This is a genomic window from Parablastomonas sp. CN1-191 (assembly GCF_049354825.1).
GTDB lineage: Bacteria > Pseudomonadota > Alphaproteobacteria > Sphingomonadales > Sphingomonadaceae > Novosphingobium.
In genome coordinates this window covers 2443876-2460275 of sequence record NZ_CP186480.1, presented here as the reverse complement: position 1 = coordinate 2460275, position 16400 = coordinate 2443876, and the positions used below count along the sequence as shown (strand labels likewise).

Here is a 16400-nt window from a genome sequence, read left to right as displayed (position 1 = left end):
CTTGAGAGGACTACCCGCATGTTTATCGTTGATCTCATGGCGGCGACCGCGAACGCTGCACCGCAGAACAAGTTCGGTTTCGCAGAAGCGCTTCAGCAGGGCGGTTTCATCGCCTATGCCACCGTCACCATCCTGGGCATCATGTCCTTCGGCTCGTTCTTCATCCTGTTCACCAAGTGGTTCGAACAGGCCAAGATCCTGCGCCAGTACAACAGCCTGCGCGGTAACTTCTGGCGCGCCAATTCGCTTCGCGAAGGTTCGACCAAGCTCGAGAAGAACAGCGCCTGGCGCCAGGTCGTCGACGACGGCCTGACTGCCGAGGAGCAGCACAGCAAGATGGTCGACAGCATGGAAGCGCACGACTGGCTGCACGGTTCGCTGGCCCGTTCGGAAGCGACCATCAACGCCCGTCTGGCCTCGGGCCTGCCGTTCCTCGCCACCGTCGGTGCGACCGCGCCGTTCATCGGCCTGTTCGGTACCGTCGTCGGCATCTACCGCGCGCTGATCAACATCGGCATCGCCGGTTCGGCCTCGATCGACAAGGTCGCCGGCCCGGTCGGTGAAGCGCTGATCATGACCGCGCTCGGCCTGCTCGTCGCGGTTCCGGCCGTGCTCGCCTACAACTACCTGCAGAGCCGCAACAAGCGCATCGCCGAGCACCTGTCGGGCTTCTCGACCGACGTTCTGGCGAACATCAATTCGCGCGGTGTCGTGAAGCCGGCGGCGATCGCTCCGGCCTCGTCGAAGGCGGCCGCTGCGGCGACCACCAAGCCGGTGACGACGACCCCGACCAACACCACGGTCAAGCAGTAAGCCTAACGGACCTGGCGGGGCCACGGCCCCGCCCGATCCGCCCGGGGCGGCCGGACCTGCCCGTTGCAGGCAAGGCCGCCCCAGTCAGGCTCACAAGAGCCGGGCTCTCAGGAATAGGATAACGAAATGGCAATGTCGGTAGGCGGAAGCGGCGCCGCGGAAAAGCCGATGTCGGACATCAACACGACGCCCCTCGTGGACGTCATGCTGGTGCTCCTCATCATCTTCCTCATCGCGGTTCCCGTCGCGATCCAGACGATCGAAAAGCTCAAGCTGCCCATCTTCGCTTCAGTGGAATCGAAGGACAAGGTCGAGAACCTGCTGCTCACGGTCAGCACGTCCGACGACAATGGCCGCAGTGCGGGTGACCCCGGCTTCCAGGGCGCAAGCCGCAATGGCGAGTGCCGGATCTATTTCAACAACACCACCGCGGTGAACTCGGTCGAACTGCGCGATCTCGCGTTCAAGCGGCTGGATTCGATCGTCAAGCGCGAGGGCGGGCCCGAAGCGCTGAAGGCGAACCCGGAGAAGGTGCCGCAGGTCCACATCCGCGGCGACGTTAACGCCCCGTGGCGCTGCATCGCCGGTGCGATCTACAACGTGCAGGTCTCCGGCTACCCGACCGTCGGCTTCATCTCGAACCCGGTCGATCCGAACGGCTGAGCCTGACAGGCTTGCAGCCACGGACCGGCACGACGCGAATTCAGGAGTAACACACTATGGCAATGTCAGGCGGCAAGGACGATGGCGAGCCGATGATGGAAATGAACACGACGCCGCTTATCGACGTCATGCTCGTGCTCCTCATCATGTTCATCATCACCATCCCGGTGGCGACTCACGCGGTCGACATCGATCTGCCGGCGCCCACTCCGCCGACCACGGTCATTCCGCCCAAGACGGACAAGAACAAGGTCGTCATCGATCCGCAGGGCACGATCCTGTGGAACGGCCAGGCGCTGAAGGACCAGAACGAACTCGTCTACTATCTGCAGCAGACGCTGCGTTACCCGGTCGAGCCGGAGCTGCAGTTCCAGCCTGACGCGCAGGCGCCCTACGATACCACGGCCAAGGTGCTGCAGGTCATCAAGGCGTCGGGCGTGACCAAGTTCGGCTTCGTCGGGAACGAGGCGTACTCGGAATTCAACCGGGCCGCGAACTCGCAGAAGCCGACCTCGTAAAGAGGCGGCCTCAGCCGCGAAAAGACGAAGAAGGGGCGGAGCGATCCGCCCCTTTTTTTGTGTCCTCAATCGGGCTCGGCGGGGTCTTCCGGCTCGACGCGCATCGCCGCCCCGGCCAGCGTTTCCGCTTCCAGCAGCAACTCGTCGTCGGCCTGGCCCTGGGGCATCGTCTCGCGCCCGATCATCACCATCACCGGCACCGCCATCGGGCTGACCCGGTCAAGGTGGACGTGCACCAGCTGCGCCGCGGCGCGGTCCAGCAGGTCGGCCAGGCGGCCCACGTCGGTCATGCGCGTGCGGGCGTCGGCCCAAGCTGCCTCGATCAGGACGTGGTCGGGCTCGTACTTGCGCAGCACGTCGTAAATCAGGTCGGTCGAGAAGGTGACCTGCTTGCCGGTCTTCTTCTTGCCGGGATGCTGCCGTTCGACCAGGCCGCCGATCACCGCCACTTCGCGGAAGGCGCGGCGCAAGAGGTGCGAATTCTGCACCCAGTCGACGAATTCGTGGGCCAGGATATCGGGTGACAGCATCGCCGCCGGATCGTCCACCGCCTTCAATCCCCACACCGCCAGGCTGTAGTCGTTGGCGACGAAGCCCAGCGGCCCCAGCCCGCGTTCCTCCATGCGGCGCGTGATCAGCATCCCCAGGCTCTGGTTCGCGTTCCAGCCCTCGAAGGTGTAGTAGACGGTGTATTCGCGCTTGCCGTAGGGAAAGCTTTCCACCAGCAGCTCGCCCGGCCCGGGCAGGCGGCTGCGCCAGGCCTGCACTTCCAGCCATTCACGCACGTCGTCGGGAAAGCGGCCCCAGCTGGCCCGGTCGACCATCATCGCGCGTACCCGGTCCGCCAGGTGCGTGGTCAGCGGCAGGCGCTGGCCGCCGTAGCTGGGGATCATCGCCGCCGACTTGGCCGCGCGGACGATCACCTCGGTCTCGCGCAGCATCTCCACTTCCAGGCTGGTGCCGGCGAACCAGAAGGTGTCGCCGACCGTCAGCGAGGCGCCGAAACGCTCCTCGACCTTGCCCAGCGAGCGGCCGTTGCGAAAGCGCACCTCCAGCATTTCGGAATCGACGATGATCCCGGCGTTCAGCCGGTGCCGCGCGGCTTGCTCGGGATGGCCCAGCCGCCACAGCCCGTCGCGCCCCTTCACGATGCGGCGGAACCGGTCGTAGGCTTTCAACGCGTAGCCGCCGGTGGCGACGAAGTTCAGCACGCGGTCCCAGACGCGCTCGTCCAGCCAGGCGTAAGCGAGGCACGAACGCGCCTCGCGCAGCAAGGCGTCGCCGTCGAACGGGCCGGCGCAGGCGCGGCCCATCACGTGCTGGGCCAGCACGTCGAGCGCGCCGGGGCGAAAATCCTCGCCGTCGCGCTGGCCCTGGTCGACCGCGTCCTTGGCCGCCGTAGCCTCGAGGAACTCGAACCGGTTGCCCGGCACCAGCAGCGCGCGGCTGGCCTGGTCGAGGCGGTGATTGGCGCGGCCGATACGCTGCAGCAGCCGGCTCGAACCCTTGGGCGCACCCATCTGCACCACCAGGTCGATATCCCCCCAGTCGACCCCCAGGTCGAGGCTGGCGGTGGCCACCAAAGCCCGCAGTTCGCCGCGCGCCATCGCGCCTTCCACCTTGCGGCGCGCTTCCTTGCTGAGCGAGCCGTGGTGAATGCCGATCGGCAGCGTGTCGTCGTTGATGTCCCACAGCAGCTGGAAGATATATTCGGCCAGGAAGCGCGTGTTGGTGAAGATCAGCGTGGTCTTGTTGCGGCGAATCTCCTCGTAGAGCTGCGGCACGGCCCAGGCCGCGGCGTGGCCGCCCCACGGGACCCGCGCATCTTCGGGCAAGAGGATCTCCACATCGGCCGGGGCGCCCGCCTCGCCCTCAACCAGCGCCACGCTGTCGATATCGCCATCGGGGGCGAGCCATTCGCGGAACGCCTCGGGCGCGGCCACCGTGGCCGACAGCGCCGCCCGCCGCAGCCCCGGCGCGATCGCCTGCAGCCGGGTCAGCGCCAGCGCCAGCAAGTCGCCGCGCTTGCCGGTGGCAAAGGCGTGGACCTCGTCGATCACCACCCGTTGCAGCGTCGCGAACAGCGCCTCGCTCTCGGGATAGCTGAGCAGCAGCGACAGCGATTCGGGCGTCGTCATCAGCACGTGCGGCGGGCGGGCGCGCTGGCGGGCCTTGCGGTCCGAAGGCGTATCGCCGCTGCGCGTCTCGACCCGGATGGGCAGGCCCATCGCCTCGATCGGGGTCAGCAGGTTGCGCTGGACGTCGTGCGCCAGTGCCTTGAGCGGCGAGACGTAGAGCGTGTGCAACCCTTCGCCGGGCACCGCCCCGCGCGACGGGCAGAACGCCGCCAGCGTCGGCAGGAACCCCGCCAGCGTCTTGCCCGCGCCGGTATCGGCCACCAGCATGGCATGCAGCCCGGCATCGTCGGCCGCCAGCATCTCCGCCTGGTGGCTGCGCACGCGCCAGCCGCGCCCGGCGAACCAGTCGGTCAGTTCGGGCGGCACGGTGCTGGCAGCGGTCATCGGCGCCTTATGGCAGCTTTGCCCGGCGGCGGAAATTGCCGCGCTGCGCCAACAGCTTGGCGCCGCGGCCCGGTGCGGGGCGAAGCGTGGCGGGGGCGCGACCGGCGCTGCAACCCGCAGCCCGTGGGCGCGGTTGACCCAATGCCACCCCGGGCCCCCCGCACCGGCCCGCCAGACGCGAGAGGAACGATCCCATGACCGAACGTTATCGCCGCGACGATTATCGCCGCGACCGGCTGCCCCAGCCGCAGAACTATCCCGACATGCCCCGCCAGCCCGAACAGTTCGCCGATTACGGCGGCCAGCAGGGCGAATGGCACGGCAACGGTGACGACAGCCGCACGCGCTGGCGCGATTCGGGCCAATCGTTCCGCGACGATTTCGATGACGATCACGGCGACAGCCGCCAGCCGGGCCGCAGCGACGCCAGCCGCGCGCAGGGCTGGAACCAGGGCGCCGCATACGGCCAGCGCAGCGGCCAGTACCGCGCCGCCGGTTACGGTGACAGCATGCCCCGCAGCGCCGATCGGTCCAGTCGGGGCCAGGACGATTATCGCCGCGGAGCCGGCAATTACCGCGACCATCGCGGCTTCCTCGACCGCGCCGGCGACGAGATCGCCAGCTGGTTCGGCGACGACGACGCCCAGCGCCGGCGCGAGCAGGACCACCGCGGCCGCGGGCCGAGCAACTATACCCGCTCCGACGACCGCATTCGCGAAGACGTCAACGATCGCCTGACCGACGATCGCCATGTGGACGCCAGCAAGATCACGGTCGCGGTCGACCAGGGCGAGGTCACGCTTGACGGTACCGTGTCCGATCGCGCCGCCAAGCGCCGCGCCGAGGACTGCGTCGATTGCATCAGCGGCGTGAAGCACGTGCAGAACAACCTGCGCGTTGACGACAGCGCCGCCAATACCGCCACGCAGACGACCAGCTCATGGAGCGGAACGACCGGCTGAACCCGGTCGTGAGGGGATAATTTCGTCCCGTCGTCCGCGAAGGCCCGGCAGGTTCGCCTGCCGGGCCTTTTCGCGTCCTAGAGGCGGGGAACGATGAAGCGTTCGAGCCCGTCCGCCACCCCGTCCGCTTCGTTGGCGGCGGCGACGTGGTCGGCCTCGGCGGCGACATCGGGCGTGGCCTGGCCCATCGCCACCGACAGGCCGGCCCGGCGGAACATCGCGATGTCGTTGGCCTGGTCGCCCAGGACGGCAACCGCGCCCGGCGCGACGCCGTAGAGCGCGGCCAGCGCGGCCAGGCCGTCGCCCTTGTTGGCGGCGGGGGCGGTGACGTCGAGGTAGTAGGCCTGCGACCGGATGACCGTCGCACGCGGCCCGGCGAGCGCGCGCAGGTCCTGCTCCATCGCCGACAGCCGCGCCGCGTCGTCGCAAACTGCGACGAGCTTGTCGCGCGGCCCCGCGGGCGTCCCACTGTCGGGTTCCAGCCCGGCCGACAGCCGTTCGCGGTCGGTGTGCGGGTTGGCGACATCGCTGGCGAACCACTTGCCCGCGGCAAAGGTCCACAGCGTCATCCCCGCTGCCAGGATGCGGCGGGCGGCCTCCACGGCCAGGTCATCGTCCAGCCGGTGCGCTTCGCGGATCGTGCCGTCGTCATCGAACAGCGTGCCGCCGTTGAAGGCGGCGAACGGGCCCGGCAGGCCCAGCGCCCGCGCAATCGGCAGGATGCCGCTGGGCGGCCGGGCCGAGATCAGCGACACTGGCACGCCGCGCGCCGTCACCGCCTTGACCGCCGCCACGTTGGCATCGGGCAGCGACTTGTCGCGCCGCACCAGCGTGCCGTCGATGTCCGAGACGACGAGGCCGATCGGCCCCGCCCGCTCGCCTTGCTCCAGGCTCAATGCCCGGCCTGCGGTCCGCGCGTCAGCCCGGAGGCGGCAAGCTGGTCGTCGATCTGGCCGAGCAGCCGGTCGAGCCCGGCCTGGTCGTTCGATTCGGCGCGCGCCACCAGCACGTCCTGGGTGTTGGACGCCCGCAGCAGCCACCAGCCATCGTTTGTCGAAACGCGCACGCCGTCGGTCGAATCGACGTCGGCGCCAGACTGCTTGAGCCGGGCGGCGACTTCGTCGACGACCGCGAACTTGCGGCTCTCGTCGACCTGGAAGCGCATCTCGGGCGTGTTCACCAGCGCGGGCATCTCGCCGCGCAGCTCGGTCACCGACTTGCCCAGCCGCGCGCTTGCCGCGATCAGGCGGACCGCGGCGTAAAGCGCATCGTCGAAGCCGTAGTAATCGTGCGCGAAGAACACGTGCCCGCTCATCTCGCCGGCCAGCGGCGCGTGAGTTTCCTTCATTTTGGATTTGATAAGGCTGTGTCCGGTTTTCCACATAACCGGCTTGCCACCCAGCCTTGAGACTTTCTCGAACAAGGCACGCGAGGCCTTAACATCCGCGATGATCGTGGATCCGGGCTCCATCCGCAGGAGGTCCTCGGCGTAGATCATGAGCAGCTGGTCGCCCCAGATCACCCGGCCCTGGCCGTCGATCGAGCCGATGCGGTCGCCGTCGCCGTCGAAAGCGATACCGAAATCGAGGTTCTTCTCCGCGACGAGCGCCTTCAGGTCGGCGAGGTTCTTTTCCTCGGTGGGATCCGGATGGTGGTTCGGGAACGTGCCGTCGACATCGGTGAAGAGGGTATGATGTTCACCAGGAAGCTTTTTCACAAGCAGCTCGAGCGCGGGGCCCGCCGCGCCGTTGCCCGCGTCCCAGCCGATCCGAAGTCGGGACAGTTTATCGCGGTCGATCCCCTTCAGGGCCTCGACCATCCGGTCGATATAGGCGCCGAGGATCTCGCGATCCTCGCTGCCGCCCTGGCCGTTCACCCAGTCGCCGGCGGCAGCCAGCCGGCCCACTTCCTGGATGTCCTCGCCGAAGAACGGCCGGCCCCGAAATACCATCTTGAAGCCATTGTAATTGGCGGGATTGTGGCTGCCTGTTATCTGAATGCCGCCATCCACGTCTTCCATTGAGGCTTCGGCGTAATACAGCATCGGCGTGGGGCCCATGCCCACGTTCACCACGTCCAGCCCGCAGGCGTTGAGCCCTTCGACCAGCGCGTGCGCCAGCATCGGCGAGCTGGTGCGCCCGTCGTAGCCGACCACCACCTTCTTGCCGCCGTCACGCGCCAGCATCGTGCCGAAGCCGCGGCCAATCGCGCGCGCGTCCTCGGCGCCAAGCGTTTCGCCGATGATGCCGCGAATGTCGTATTCGCGCAGGACGGTGCGGTCGAAAGTATGAGTCATGGTGTCTCCGTAATCCGGCGGTCGAGCCGCGCGAGCAGGATGTCGCGCGCCTTGTCGGCCTGGTGGACCTGCTCCGCGCTGCCGCCCCGATCGGGGTGAACGCGGATCAGCAACTGGCGATGCGCGGCGAGGACCTGCTCTCTGCTGGCGGAACGATCCACCCCGAGCAGCGCGCGGGCCTGCGCCTCGCCTTGCGAACGTTCGCTATCGCGCCACAGTTCCCACGGCCAGCGGCCGGTCGCAAACTTGCACAGCGCCGCCGCGATCAGCGCATAGACCAGCAGCTTTCCCATCAGCCGTTCGCGGCCAGCGCCAGCTGCGGGGCGCGCTTGGCCGGCATCGGCAGGTTGAGCGCCATCAGCATCGCGCGCAGTTCCTGCCGTGCCACCAGATGGCTGGTGCCAAGCTCGCCCAGGTGGCCCTTGTCGAGCAGGGTCAGCCCGCTGGGGAACAGCTCGCGGTAGATCACGCGCTCGGACAGGCCCGAGGCGATCCGAAAGCCGACGCGCTTCGCCATCTCGGTCAGCGCCTGGTCGAGCCGGCGCATGTTGCGCGCCTCGACGTGGCCGCCGCGGTTGCGCACCACCACCCAGTCCATTTCTCGCCGTGCCTCGTTCAGCGTCGCCAGCGCGCGCTTCTTGCGCGCCTCCCAGATCAGTTCGGCATAGAACGACAGCTTGCGGACCTTGAAGGTCTCCGGATCGACCTGGCCGATCAGGTCGAAGTCGACGAAACTGTCGTTGAGCGGCGTCACCAGCGTGTCGGCCCGGGTGGCGGCGTGGCGGGCATAGGGATCGTCGCGGCCGGGGGTGTCGAAGATCAGGAAATCGGCGTCCTTGCCGACCTCGGCCGCCATCGCCTCCAGCGCCTCGACACCGTCACCCTCGCACGCGGCGCCGTCGAACACCGCGAAGCTGGCGTCGGGCAGTTCGATGCCGCGGCGCTTCTGGGTTTCGGCACGGTTTTCCAGGTAGCGGTGCAGCGTGCGCTGGCGCGGATCGAGGTCGATCGCGGCGACCCGGGCGCCCTGGTAGGCCAGCCCGATTGCGACGTGGACCGCGGTGGTCGACTTGCCGGTGCCGCCCTTTTCATTGGCGAAGACGATGCGGTGCGGGCCGGACGGGGTGGACACGGGCGAAACGGGCCTTCCTGGTTGCGCGGGCGCGCCATCCGCGCCTAACCGGGCGGGACTTTAAAGCAAGGGGAACACGGCGTGCAAACGATCACCGCTCTCGATCCACTGCGCCGTGCCGTCGCCGCCTTGCGCGCCGATGGCCCGCTGGCGCTGGTGCCGACGATGGGGGCGCTGCACCAAGGCCACCTGGCCCTGGTGCGCGCCGGCAAGGCCCGCGCCGCGCACGTGGCGGTATCGATTTTCGTCAACCCGCGCCAGTTCGGCGCGGGCGAGGACCTGGACGCCTATCCGCGCCAGCTTGCCCGCGACAGCGAACTGCTGGCGGCCGAGGGGGTTAGCCTGCTGTGGGCGCCCGACGCAGCGACGATGTATCCGGCCGGCTATGCCACCAACGTCTCCGTCGCGGGCGTCAGCGAACCGCTCGACGGGGCGGCCCGGCCGGGCCATTTCGACGGCGTCGCCACCGTGGTCGCCAAGCTGTTCCAGCAGGTCCGGCCCGACATCGCGCTGTTCGGTGAAAAGGACTGGCAGCAGCTGGCGGTGATCCGCCGGATGGCGCGCGACCTCGACTTCACCCGCCCGCAGGTGGACGCCATCGTCGGCGTGCCGACCGTGCGCGAGGCCGACGGCCTGGCGATGAGCAGCCGCAATGCCTACCTGACGCCTGACGAGCGCGTTCGCGCCGCCGCCCTGCCTCGCGCGCTCGGCGCGGCGGCCGAGGCGATCCGCGCCGGCGCGCCGGTCGCGCCCGCCCTCGCCGCCGCGCGCGCCGCGCTGGCCGAAGCCGGCTTCGCAGCCCCCGACTACCTGGACTTGCGCGACGGCGAGAGCCTGGCGCCGCTTGTCCGCGCCGCCGCCGGCGCGCGCCTGTTCGTCGCCGCGCGCCTCGGCAAGGCGCGCCTGATCGACAATATCGCGGTATAAGGGCGGCGCGGGTCCTGGCGCGAAAGCTGGAGCGGGTAAGGGGAATCGAACCCCTCTAGCTAGCTTGGAAGGCTAGTGCATTACCACTATGCTATACCCGCGCTGGCGCCGCCTATGCCCGAGCCGGGCGGCGCGATCAATTCCCTGTTGGCCACGGCGGATACGAAAACGCCCCGGGGCCGTGTGGCCGCCGGGGCGTTTCGCGTTTTCGTGCCGGTGCCGCCCTCAGTGCGCGAGGTCGCCCCAGACCTGGCGCTTGGCCATGTAGGCCAGGATCGTCGCGAACAGCAGGAAGCCGAGCACGGCGAGGCCGGTCTGGTGACGCTTGTCGAGCTTGGGCTCGGCGGTCCAGACCAGGAACGCGGCGACGTCCTTGGCCATCTGGTCGATCGTCGCCGGGGTGCCGTCCGAATAGGTCACCTGCCCGTCGCTGGTCAGCGGCGGCGGCATCGCGATGTTGAGGTTGGCGAAGTAGGGATTGTAATACAGCCCTTCGCCGGTCTTCGCCTCGGGGTGCTTGGCCAGCATCGCCGGGGTCTGCGCGGCATAGCCGGTCAGCAGCGAATAGACGTAGGCCGGCCCGTCGTGGCGCGCCTTGGTGATCAGCGACAGGTCCGGCGGGTGGCCGGTGCCGGCGTAGACGACCGGCGGGAACTTGTCCGACGGGGTGCCCGGGCGGTCCTTGGCTTCGCCGGTCAGCGGATCGACCGCGTTGACGGTGGCCTTGGCGGCGATCGCCTTGACCTCGTCCTGGTCGTAACCCAGCGCGGCCAGGTCGCGGTACGAGACGTAGCCGAGCGAATGGCAGTTCGAGCAGACCTGCTCGTACACCGCGAAGCCGCGCTGCAGCTGCTGGCGGTCGAAGTGGCCGAGCGGGCCGTTGCTGGCCAGCTCAAGTTCCTTGGGGTGCTTGTGGAGCGCCTTTTCGGCGCTCTGCGGCACGGGCTCGGTCGCGGCGCTGTAGGCGCCCTTGCCGAACGACCACAGCAGCGCGAGCGCGAAGAACAGGCCGCCGAAAATGGAGAGGATGCGGATCATGTCGGTTCTCTCGTCCTCAATCAGGCCGCTGGAGCCGCCGGAGCGGGAGTGGGCGAAACGGGCATGTCCCCGTCACCCAGCACCGATGCCGTGATCGAGGTCGGCAGCGGAAGCGGCCGCTCGATCGACGAGACGATCGGGACGATGACGAAGAAGTGCAGGAAGTAGTACAGCGCGGCCAGCTGGCTGATCATCACGTAGGGCTCTTCCGCCGGCGAACCGCCGCAGTAGCCCAGGATCACCGCGTCGACGACCAGCGCCCAGAAGAACTTCTTGTAGAGCGGCCGGTAATGGCCGGAGCGGACCGGGCTGCGATCGAGCCAAGGCATCAGGAACCACACCAGGATCGCGCTGAACATGGCGATGACGCCCATCAGCTTGGCCGGGACGAACAGGAAGTCCTGCGTGAAGGCGCGCAGGATCGCGTAGAACGGCCAGAAATACCATTCCGGAACGATGTGCGCGGGCGTCTGCAGCGGGTTGGCCGGAATGTAGTTGTCCGGGTGGCCCAGCGAGTTCGGCATGAAGAACAGGAACGCGCAGTAGATCAGCAGGAAGACGCCAAGCCCGAAGCCGTCCTTGGCCGTGTAGTACGGGTGGAACGGGATCGTGTCGCTTTCGGTCTTCACTTCCACGCCGGTCGGGTTGTTCGAACCGGGGATGTGCAGCGCCCAGATGTGCAGGATGATGACGCCCGCGATCACGAACGGCAGCAGGAAGTGCAGCGAGAAGAAGCGGTTGAGCGCCGAATTGCCCGGCGCGAAGCCGCCCAGCAGCCAGGTGTGAATCGGGTCGCCGACCAGCGGGATCGCCGAGAACAGCCCGGTGATGACCTGCGCGCCCCAGTAGGACATCTGGCCCCACGGCAGCACGTAACCCATGAACGCGGTGGCCATCATCAGCAGGAAGATGACCACGCCCAGCAGCCACACCATCTCGCGCGGGGCCTTGTAGGACCCGTAATAGAAACCGCGGAAGATGTGGCAGTAGACCACGACGAAGAACGCGCTGGCGCCGTTGGCGTGCGCATAGCGCAGCATCCAGCCCCAGTTGACGTCGCGCATGATGTGCTCGACCGAGCCGAACGCGACCTGGGTATTGGCGGCATAATGCATCGCCAGCACGACGCCGGTAACGATCTGCAGCAGCAGGCAGAACCCGGCAAGGACGCCGAAATTCCACGCGTAGTTGAGGTTGCGCGGCACCGGATAGCCGCCGCCCAGCGAGTTGAAGACGAGGCGCGGCAAGGGCAGCTTCTCGTCCATCCACTGCATGAACGGATGGCTAGGGGTGTACTGTTTGGCCCAGTGAAAGCTCATCGCGGAGAAACCTCAGCCTACCTTGACGACGGTGTCGGACGAAAATTCGTAAGGCGGCACTTCCAGGTTCTTGGGTGCCGGGCCTTTGCGGATGCGGGCGGCCGTATCGTACTGCGACCCATGGCAGGGGCAGAAATAGCCGCCGAATTCGCCGCGGTTCTGGTCGACCGTGATGCCCTGCGGCACGCAGCCGAGGTGGGTGCAGACGCCCATCGTGATCAGCCACTCGGTCTTGCCGGGCTTGGTCCGCTCCGCCAGCGTCTGCGGATCGCGCAGCGACGAGGTCGGCACGGCATTGGCCGCGGCGATTTCCTTGGCGGTCAGCTTGCGCACGAACAGCGGCTGCGAACGGAAGATCGCGACGATCCCCTGGCCTTCCTGGATCGCCGACGTATCAACCTCGGTCGAGCTTTCGGCCAGCACGTCGGCCGACGGCGCCATCTGGCTGATCAGCGGATAGAGCACCGCCGCACCGCCGACGCCGGCAGCGCTGACCGCGGCGATGTTGATGAAATCGCGCCGCCGCACGCCGTCCGTATGGACCGGTTCGGCGGCGGTGGTGACTGCGTCGTCTGCCATGCTTCGCTCTTGTCCCGTTTCGAAACCCGGCGCTGTGAAAGTGCCGATATACCCCGTTTCCGGCCCTGCGCGGCAGGCGCCCTGCGCCCCCCGAAAGCCGGTTTGGCGCGCTGATAGACGCGAAGCGGCGCGCTGCCAACCGCCATTTTGCGCCCTGCCGCGCGGCGCGCCGAGGCGCCGGGCTCAGCCCAATCCGATCAGCGAGAACTGCCGCCCGTAAGTCGGCTCGCCCCGGTGCGTGGCGCGGCGATAGGAATAGAACGCGTCCGCGTCCGCATAAGTATCGAGGCCGAGCGATTCGGCCGTGCCGCAGCCCTCGGCGTGCAGGCGGCGGACCAGGTAGCCGGGCAGGTCGAACTGGAAATGCCCGTCGCGCCCGCCCGAAAAGTGCCGCGAACTGGCTGGATCCGCGGCCGCGAAGCGATCGCGGAAGGCAGCGTCGACCTCGTAGCTGGCCTGCGCGATCGTCGGCCCGATGACCGCGGCGATGTCCGCCCGGCGTGCGCCCAGCGCTTCCATCGCATCGAGCGTCGCCGCGGTTACGCCGCCCAATGCGCCCTTCCAGCCGGCATGCGCGGCGCCGATCACGCCGCGCGACCGGTCGCGGAACAGGATCGGCGCGCAATCGGCGGTGACGATGCCCAGGACCAGGCCAGGCCGGTCGGTAACCAGCGCGTCGGCTTCGGGCCGGGCGCTTTCGTCCCAGGGGTCCGCCACGGTCACGCAGCGGGCCGAGTGGACCTGGTAGACGCTCACCAGCCGCCCGCCGGGCAGGACTGCCGCGGCCGCGCGGCGGCGGTTTTCCGCGACCGCGCCGGCATCGTCGCCCGCGCCCAGCCCGACGTTGAGTCCGGCCGCAACTCCGGCCGAAACCCCGCCGCGGCGGCCGAAGAAACCGTGCGGTCCGTCCAGCAGCGGCGAGCGGGCGAAAGCGGGCGCGTCAGTCGCTGCCAAGGCTCTTGGTCACCTGTTCGTACGTGTCGCGCGACAGGCCGGGCGCCGCCGCGATGCGTTCCAGCGCCGCGCGCATCATCGCCGCGCGGCCCGGCTCGATCCGCCGCCAGCGGCCCAGCGGGGCGACGAAGCGCGCCGCGGTCTGCGGGTTGATCGGGTCGAGCGCCAGGATCAGGTCGGCAATCATCGCATAGCCGCGCCCCGAGGCATCGTGGAACGCGCCGGGGTTGACCGCCATCGCCATGTAGAGCGCGCGCACGCGGTTGGGGTTGCTCATCGTGAAGTCGGGGTGGCGGGCCAGCGCCTCGACGTGGCTGAGCACGTCGGGGTGAAGCGAGCCGGCCTGGAGCGAGAACCACTTGTCGATCACCAGCGCGTTGCCGGCGAAGCGGGCGTGGAAATCCTCCAGCGCGGCCTCCCGTTCCGGGCCGCCCAGCCCGGCCAGCGTCATCAGCGCGCCCTGGCGGTCGGTCATGTTGTCGGCGGCGTCGTACTGCGCCTTGGCCAGCTTCGCGGCGACCGCGGGCCGCCCGGCGGCGAGGTAGACGAGGGCCTGGGTCTTGACCTTCCGAGCCCCCCTGGCCGCCGCTTCGAGACTGTAGGGCACCGCGCTGGCGCGCGCGTGCAGCGCCTCGAACGCGTCGGACAGCGCCGCGCCGAGATCGGCCTTCAGCGCCTCGCGCGCGGTACGGATCGCGCCCGGGTCGGCGACCATCAGCTGTTCCGCCAGGTAGGCTTCGCCCGGCAGGATCAGAAGTTCGCCGCGCATCAGGTCGTCGAGCGTCTCGTCGGCCAGGATCGCGGCAAAAGCCGCGCGGATTGCCGCTCCCTCGGCAGCATCGGCGCTGCCGTTCTCCACCGCGGCGACGAGGTGGCGCACCACCAGCATCTGCAAGGCTTCGTAGCGCGCGAAGGGATCGTCGTCGCTGGCGGCCAGGAACACCAGGTCGTCGACGCTCTGTTCGGCCTCGATCGCGACCGGGGCGGAAAAGCCGCGGTTGATCGACAGCACCGGGCGGGTCGCGAACCCGTCGAAGGCAAAGCGGCCCTCGGCGCCGTCCAGCACGACCAGTTCCTCGCCCGGGTGCGCCTTGGTGGCGCGGTCGAACAGGGCGACGCGCAGCGGGATCGGCATCGGCGCCTTGTCGGGCTGGCCCGGGGTCGGCGGCACGGTCTGGGTCAGCACCAGCGTGGCGGTGGTCCCGTCATGCTCGAGCCGGGCGGTGACGCGCGGGGTCCCGGCCTGTTCGTACCACTTGCGGAAGTGGGCAAGGTCGAGCCCGGTGCCGTCCTCGATCGCCTTGACGAAATCCTCGCAGGTCGCGGCCTCGCCGTCGTGGCGGTCGAAGTAGAGATCGGTGCCTTTGCGGAACGCCGCCTCGCCCGCCATCGTGCGCATCATGCGGATCACCTCGGCGCCCTTGTTGTAGACGGTGGAGGTGTAGAAGTTGCTGATTTCCTGGTACGAATCGGGCCGGATCGGGTGTGCCAGCGGGCCCGAATCCTCGGGGAACTGGGCGCTGCGCAGGATCCGCACGTCCTCGATCCGCTTGACCGCCGGGCTGCCCATATCCTGGCTGAACAGCTGGTCGCGCAGCACGGTGAAGCCTTCCTTCAGGCTCAGCTGGAACCAGTCGCGGCAGGTGATGCGGTTGCCCGACCAGTTGTGGAAGTATTCGTGCGCGACCACGCCCTCGATCCCGTCGTAATCCATGTCGGTGGCGGTTTCGGGGTCGGCCAGGATGTAGCGGGTGTTGAAGACGTTGAGCCCCTTGTTCTCCATCGCCCCCATGTTGAAATCGCTGACCGCGACGATGTTGAACAGGTCGAGGTCGTATTCGCGCCCGAACGTCTCCTCGTCCCACTTCATGCTGGCCTTGAGTGCATCCATCGCGTGGCTGGTGCGCGCCTGGTCACCGTCGCGCACCCAGATGTTGAGCGCGACTTCGCGCCCGCTCATCGTGGTGAAGGTCGAGGAATTGGCCACCAGGTCGCCCGCTACCAGCGCGAACAGGTAGCTCGGCTTGGGCCAGGGATCGTGCCACTCGGCCCAGTGGGAGCCGTCCTCGCCCTCGCCGCTGGCGGTATTGTTGCCATTGCTGAGCAGGATCGGGAACTGCGCCTTGGGCCCGCTCATCCGCACGGTATAGACCGACAGCACGTCGGGCCGGTCGGGGAAGAAGGCGATGCGGCGAAAGCCCTCGGCCTCGCACTGGGTGCACAGCATCCCGTTCGAGGCGTAGAGCCCCATCAGCTTGGTGTTGGCGGCGGGGTTGAGCGCGGTTTCGACCGTCACCTCGTGCGCGTCGCCGGGCAGGTCGATGACAAGGTCGTCACCGTCCATGTGCCAGGCATTGGCGGCCACGCCGTCCACCGCCACGCGCCGCGCGGCCAGGCCATCGCCGTTGAGGCGCAGCGGTTCGTCCCCGGCACGCTCGACCTTCAGCGTCGTCACCACGGTGGTGGCATCGAGGCCGAGCGCGAAATCGAGATGCGTTTCCGGCACGCGCCAGGCCGGCGGGCGGTAATCGGCGCGGCGGACCGTCGCGGGCGCCTGGGGCGGCACGGCGGCATCGGCGGTTTCGGGATTGGCGATGGGCTCTGACGGCCGGGAGGCGATATCCATGCGCCCAATCTAGGTCGTGCGCCCTCGAATGCCAGCGGTTAGAGTGCGGAC

Annotated in this window: 15 protein-coding genes and 1 tRNA gene; 5 read left to right on the top strand and 11 right to left on the bottom strand. The window is 68.5% G+C overall.

The window, feature by feature from the left end:
• The first annotated feature begins 18 nt into the window (after nt 1-18).
• From ACOYW6_RS12200 to ACOYW6_RS12190, 3 genes are all read left to right on the top strand, one after another.
• Nucleotides 19-813: a MotA/TolQ/ExbB proton channel family protein gene (locus tag ACOYW6_RS12200; RefSeq protein WP_423141583.1), complete on the top strand. Its 795-nt coding sequence runs from the start codon at nt 19-21 to the stop codon at nt 811-813.
• A 126-nt stretch (nt 814-939) separates the two neighbouring features.
• On the top strand, nt 940-1476 hold the full coding sequence (locus ACOYW6_RS12195) for an ExbD/TolR family protein (protein ID WP_423141582.1): 537 nt from the start codon (nt 940-942) through the stop codon (nt 1474-1476).
• Nucleotides 1477-1532: 56 nt separating this feature from the next.
• The gene (locus ACOYW6_RS12190) at nt 1533-1994 is read left to right on the top strand and encodes an ExbD/TolR family protein (RefSeq protein ID WP_423141581.1); all 462 of its coding nucleotides are present in this window, start codon (nt 1533-1535) and stop codon (nt 1992-1994) included.
• A gap of 65 nt (nt 1995-2059) precedes the next feature.
• On the opposite strand, the gene ACOYW6_RS12185 is transcribed toward ACOYW6_RS12190, so the two are convergent.
• On the bottom strand, nt 2060-4516 hold the full coding sequence (locus tag ACOYW6_RS12185; protein WP_423141580.1) for a ligase-associated DNA damage response DEXH box helicase: 2457 nt from the start codon (nt 4514-4516) through the stop codon (nt 2060-2062).
• Nucleotides 4517-4710: 194 nt separating this feature from the next.
• On the opposite strand from ACOYW6_RS12185, the gene ACOYW6_RS12180 reads away from it, so the two are divergent.
• A complete protein-coding gene (locus tag ACOYW6_RS12180) occupies nt 4711-5478 on the top strand; it encodes a BON domain-containing protein (protein ID WP_423141579.1) in 768 nt (255 codons plus the stop codon).
• Nucleotides 5479-5555: 77 nt separating this feature from the next.
• Here the strand turns inward: ACOYW6_RS12180 and ACOYW6_RS12175 are convergent, their stop codons facing one another.
• From ACOYW6_RS12175 to ACOYW6_RS12160, 4 genes are read right to left on the bottom strand one after another with little or no spacing between them, the layout of a single operon-like run.
• Nucleotides 5556-6374 carry a Cof-type HAD-IIB family hydrolase gene (locus tag ACOYW6_RS12175; protein ID WP_423141578.1) on the bottom strand — a complete coding sequence of 273 codons (819 nt, stop codon included), beginning with the start codon at nt 6372-6374 and terminating at the stop codon, nt 5556-5558.
• On the bottom strand, nt 6371-7774 hold the full coding sequence (gene pgmG, locus ACOYW6_RS12170; protein ID WP_423141577.1) for a phosphoglucomutase/phosphomannomutase PgmG: 1404 nt from the start codon (nt 7772-7774) through the stop codon (nt 6371-6373). Before pgmG ends, ACOYW6_RS12175 begins: the two co-directional genes overlap by 4 nt.
• Nucleotides 7771-8067, bottom strand: a complete 297-nt coding sequence (locus ACOYW6_RS12165) for a molecular chaperone DnaJ (RefSeq protein WP_423141576.1) — start codon at nt 8065-8067, stop codon at nt 7771-7773. Before ACOYW6_RS12165 ends, pgmG begins: the two co-directional genes overlap by 4 nt.
• Nucleotides 8067-8906 (bottom strand): division plane positioning ATPase MipZ, encoded by an 840-nt coding sequence (locus tag ACOYW6_RS12160; protein WP_423141575.1) that lies wholly within the window; start codon nt 8904-8906, stop codon nt 8067-8069. The genes ACOYW6_RS12165 and ACOYW6_RS12160 overlap by 1 nt, the downstream gene beginning before the upstream one ends.
• Nucleotides 8907-8987: 81 nt before the next feature.
• Between ACOYW6_RS12160 and panC the strand changes: the two genes are divergently transcribed.
• Nucleotides 8988-9833: a pantoate--beta-alanine ligase gene (gene panC / locus ACOYW6_RS12155; protein ID WP_423141574.1), complete on the top strand. Its 846-nt coding sequence runs from the start codon at nt 8988-8990 to the stop codon at nt 9831-9833.
• 27 nt (nt 9834-9860) lie between these two features.
• On the opposite strand, the gene ACOYW6_RS12150 is transcribed toward panC, so the two are convergent.
• The 6 genes from ACOYW6_RS12150 to pepN all read right to left on the bottom strand — a co-directional run bounded on the left by ACOYW6_RS12150 (nt 9861) and on the right by pepN (nt 16349).
• A tRNA-Gly gene (locus ACOYW6_RS12150) sits at nt 9861-9934 on the bottom strand.
• A gap of 124 nt (nt 9935-10058) precedes the next feature.
• A complete protein-coding gene (locus tag ACOYW6_RS12145) occupies nt 10059-10871 on the bottom strand; it encodes a cytochrome c1 (protein ID WP_423141573.1) in 813 nt (270 codons plus the stop codon).
• A gap of 20 nt (nt 10872-10891) precedes the next feature.
• Nucleotides 10892-12190: a cytochrome b gene (locus ACOYW6_RS12140; RefSeq protein WP_423141572.1), complete on the bottom strand. Its 1299-nt coding sequence runs from the start codon at nt 12188-12190 to the stop codon at nt 10892-10894.
• A gap of 12 nt (nt 12191-12202) precedes the next feature.
• Nucleotides 12203-12769: a ubiquinol-cytochrome c reductase iron-sulfur subunit gene (gene petA / locus ACOYW6_RS12135; protein ID WP_423141571.1), complete on the bottom strand. Its 567-nt coding sequence runs from the start codon at nt 12767-12769 to the stop codon at nt 12203-12205.
• Nucleotides 12770-12952: 183 nt separating this feature from the next.
• Nucleotides 12953-13723 (bottom strand): peptidoglycan editing factor PgeF, encoded by a 771-nt coding sequence (pgeF, locus tag ACOYW6_RS12130; protein ID WP_423141570.1) that lies wholly within the window; start codon nt 13721-13723, stop codon nt 12953-12955.
• Nucleotides 13710-16349: an aminopeptidase N gene (pepN, locus tag ACOYW6_RS12125; RefSeq protein ID WP_423141569.1), complete on the bottom strand. Its 2640-nt coding sequence runs from the start codon at nt 16347-16349 to the stop codon at nt 13710-13712. Before pepN ends, pgeF begins: the two co-directional genes overlap by 14 nt.
• Nucleotides 16350-16400: the final 51 nt, after the last annotated feature.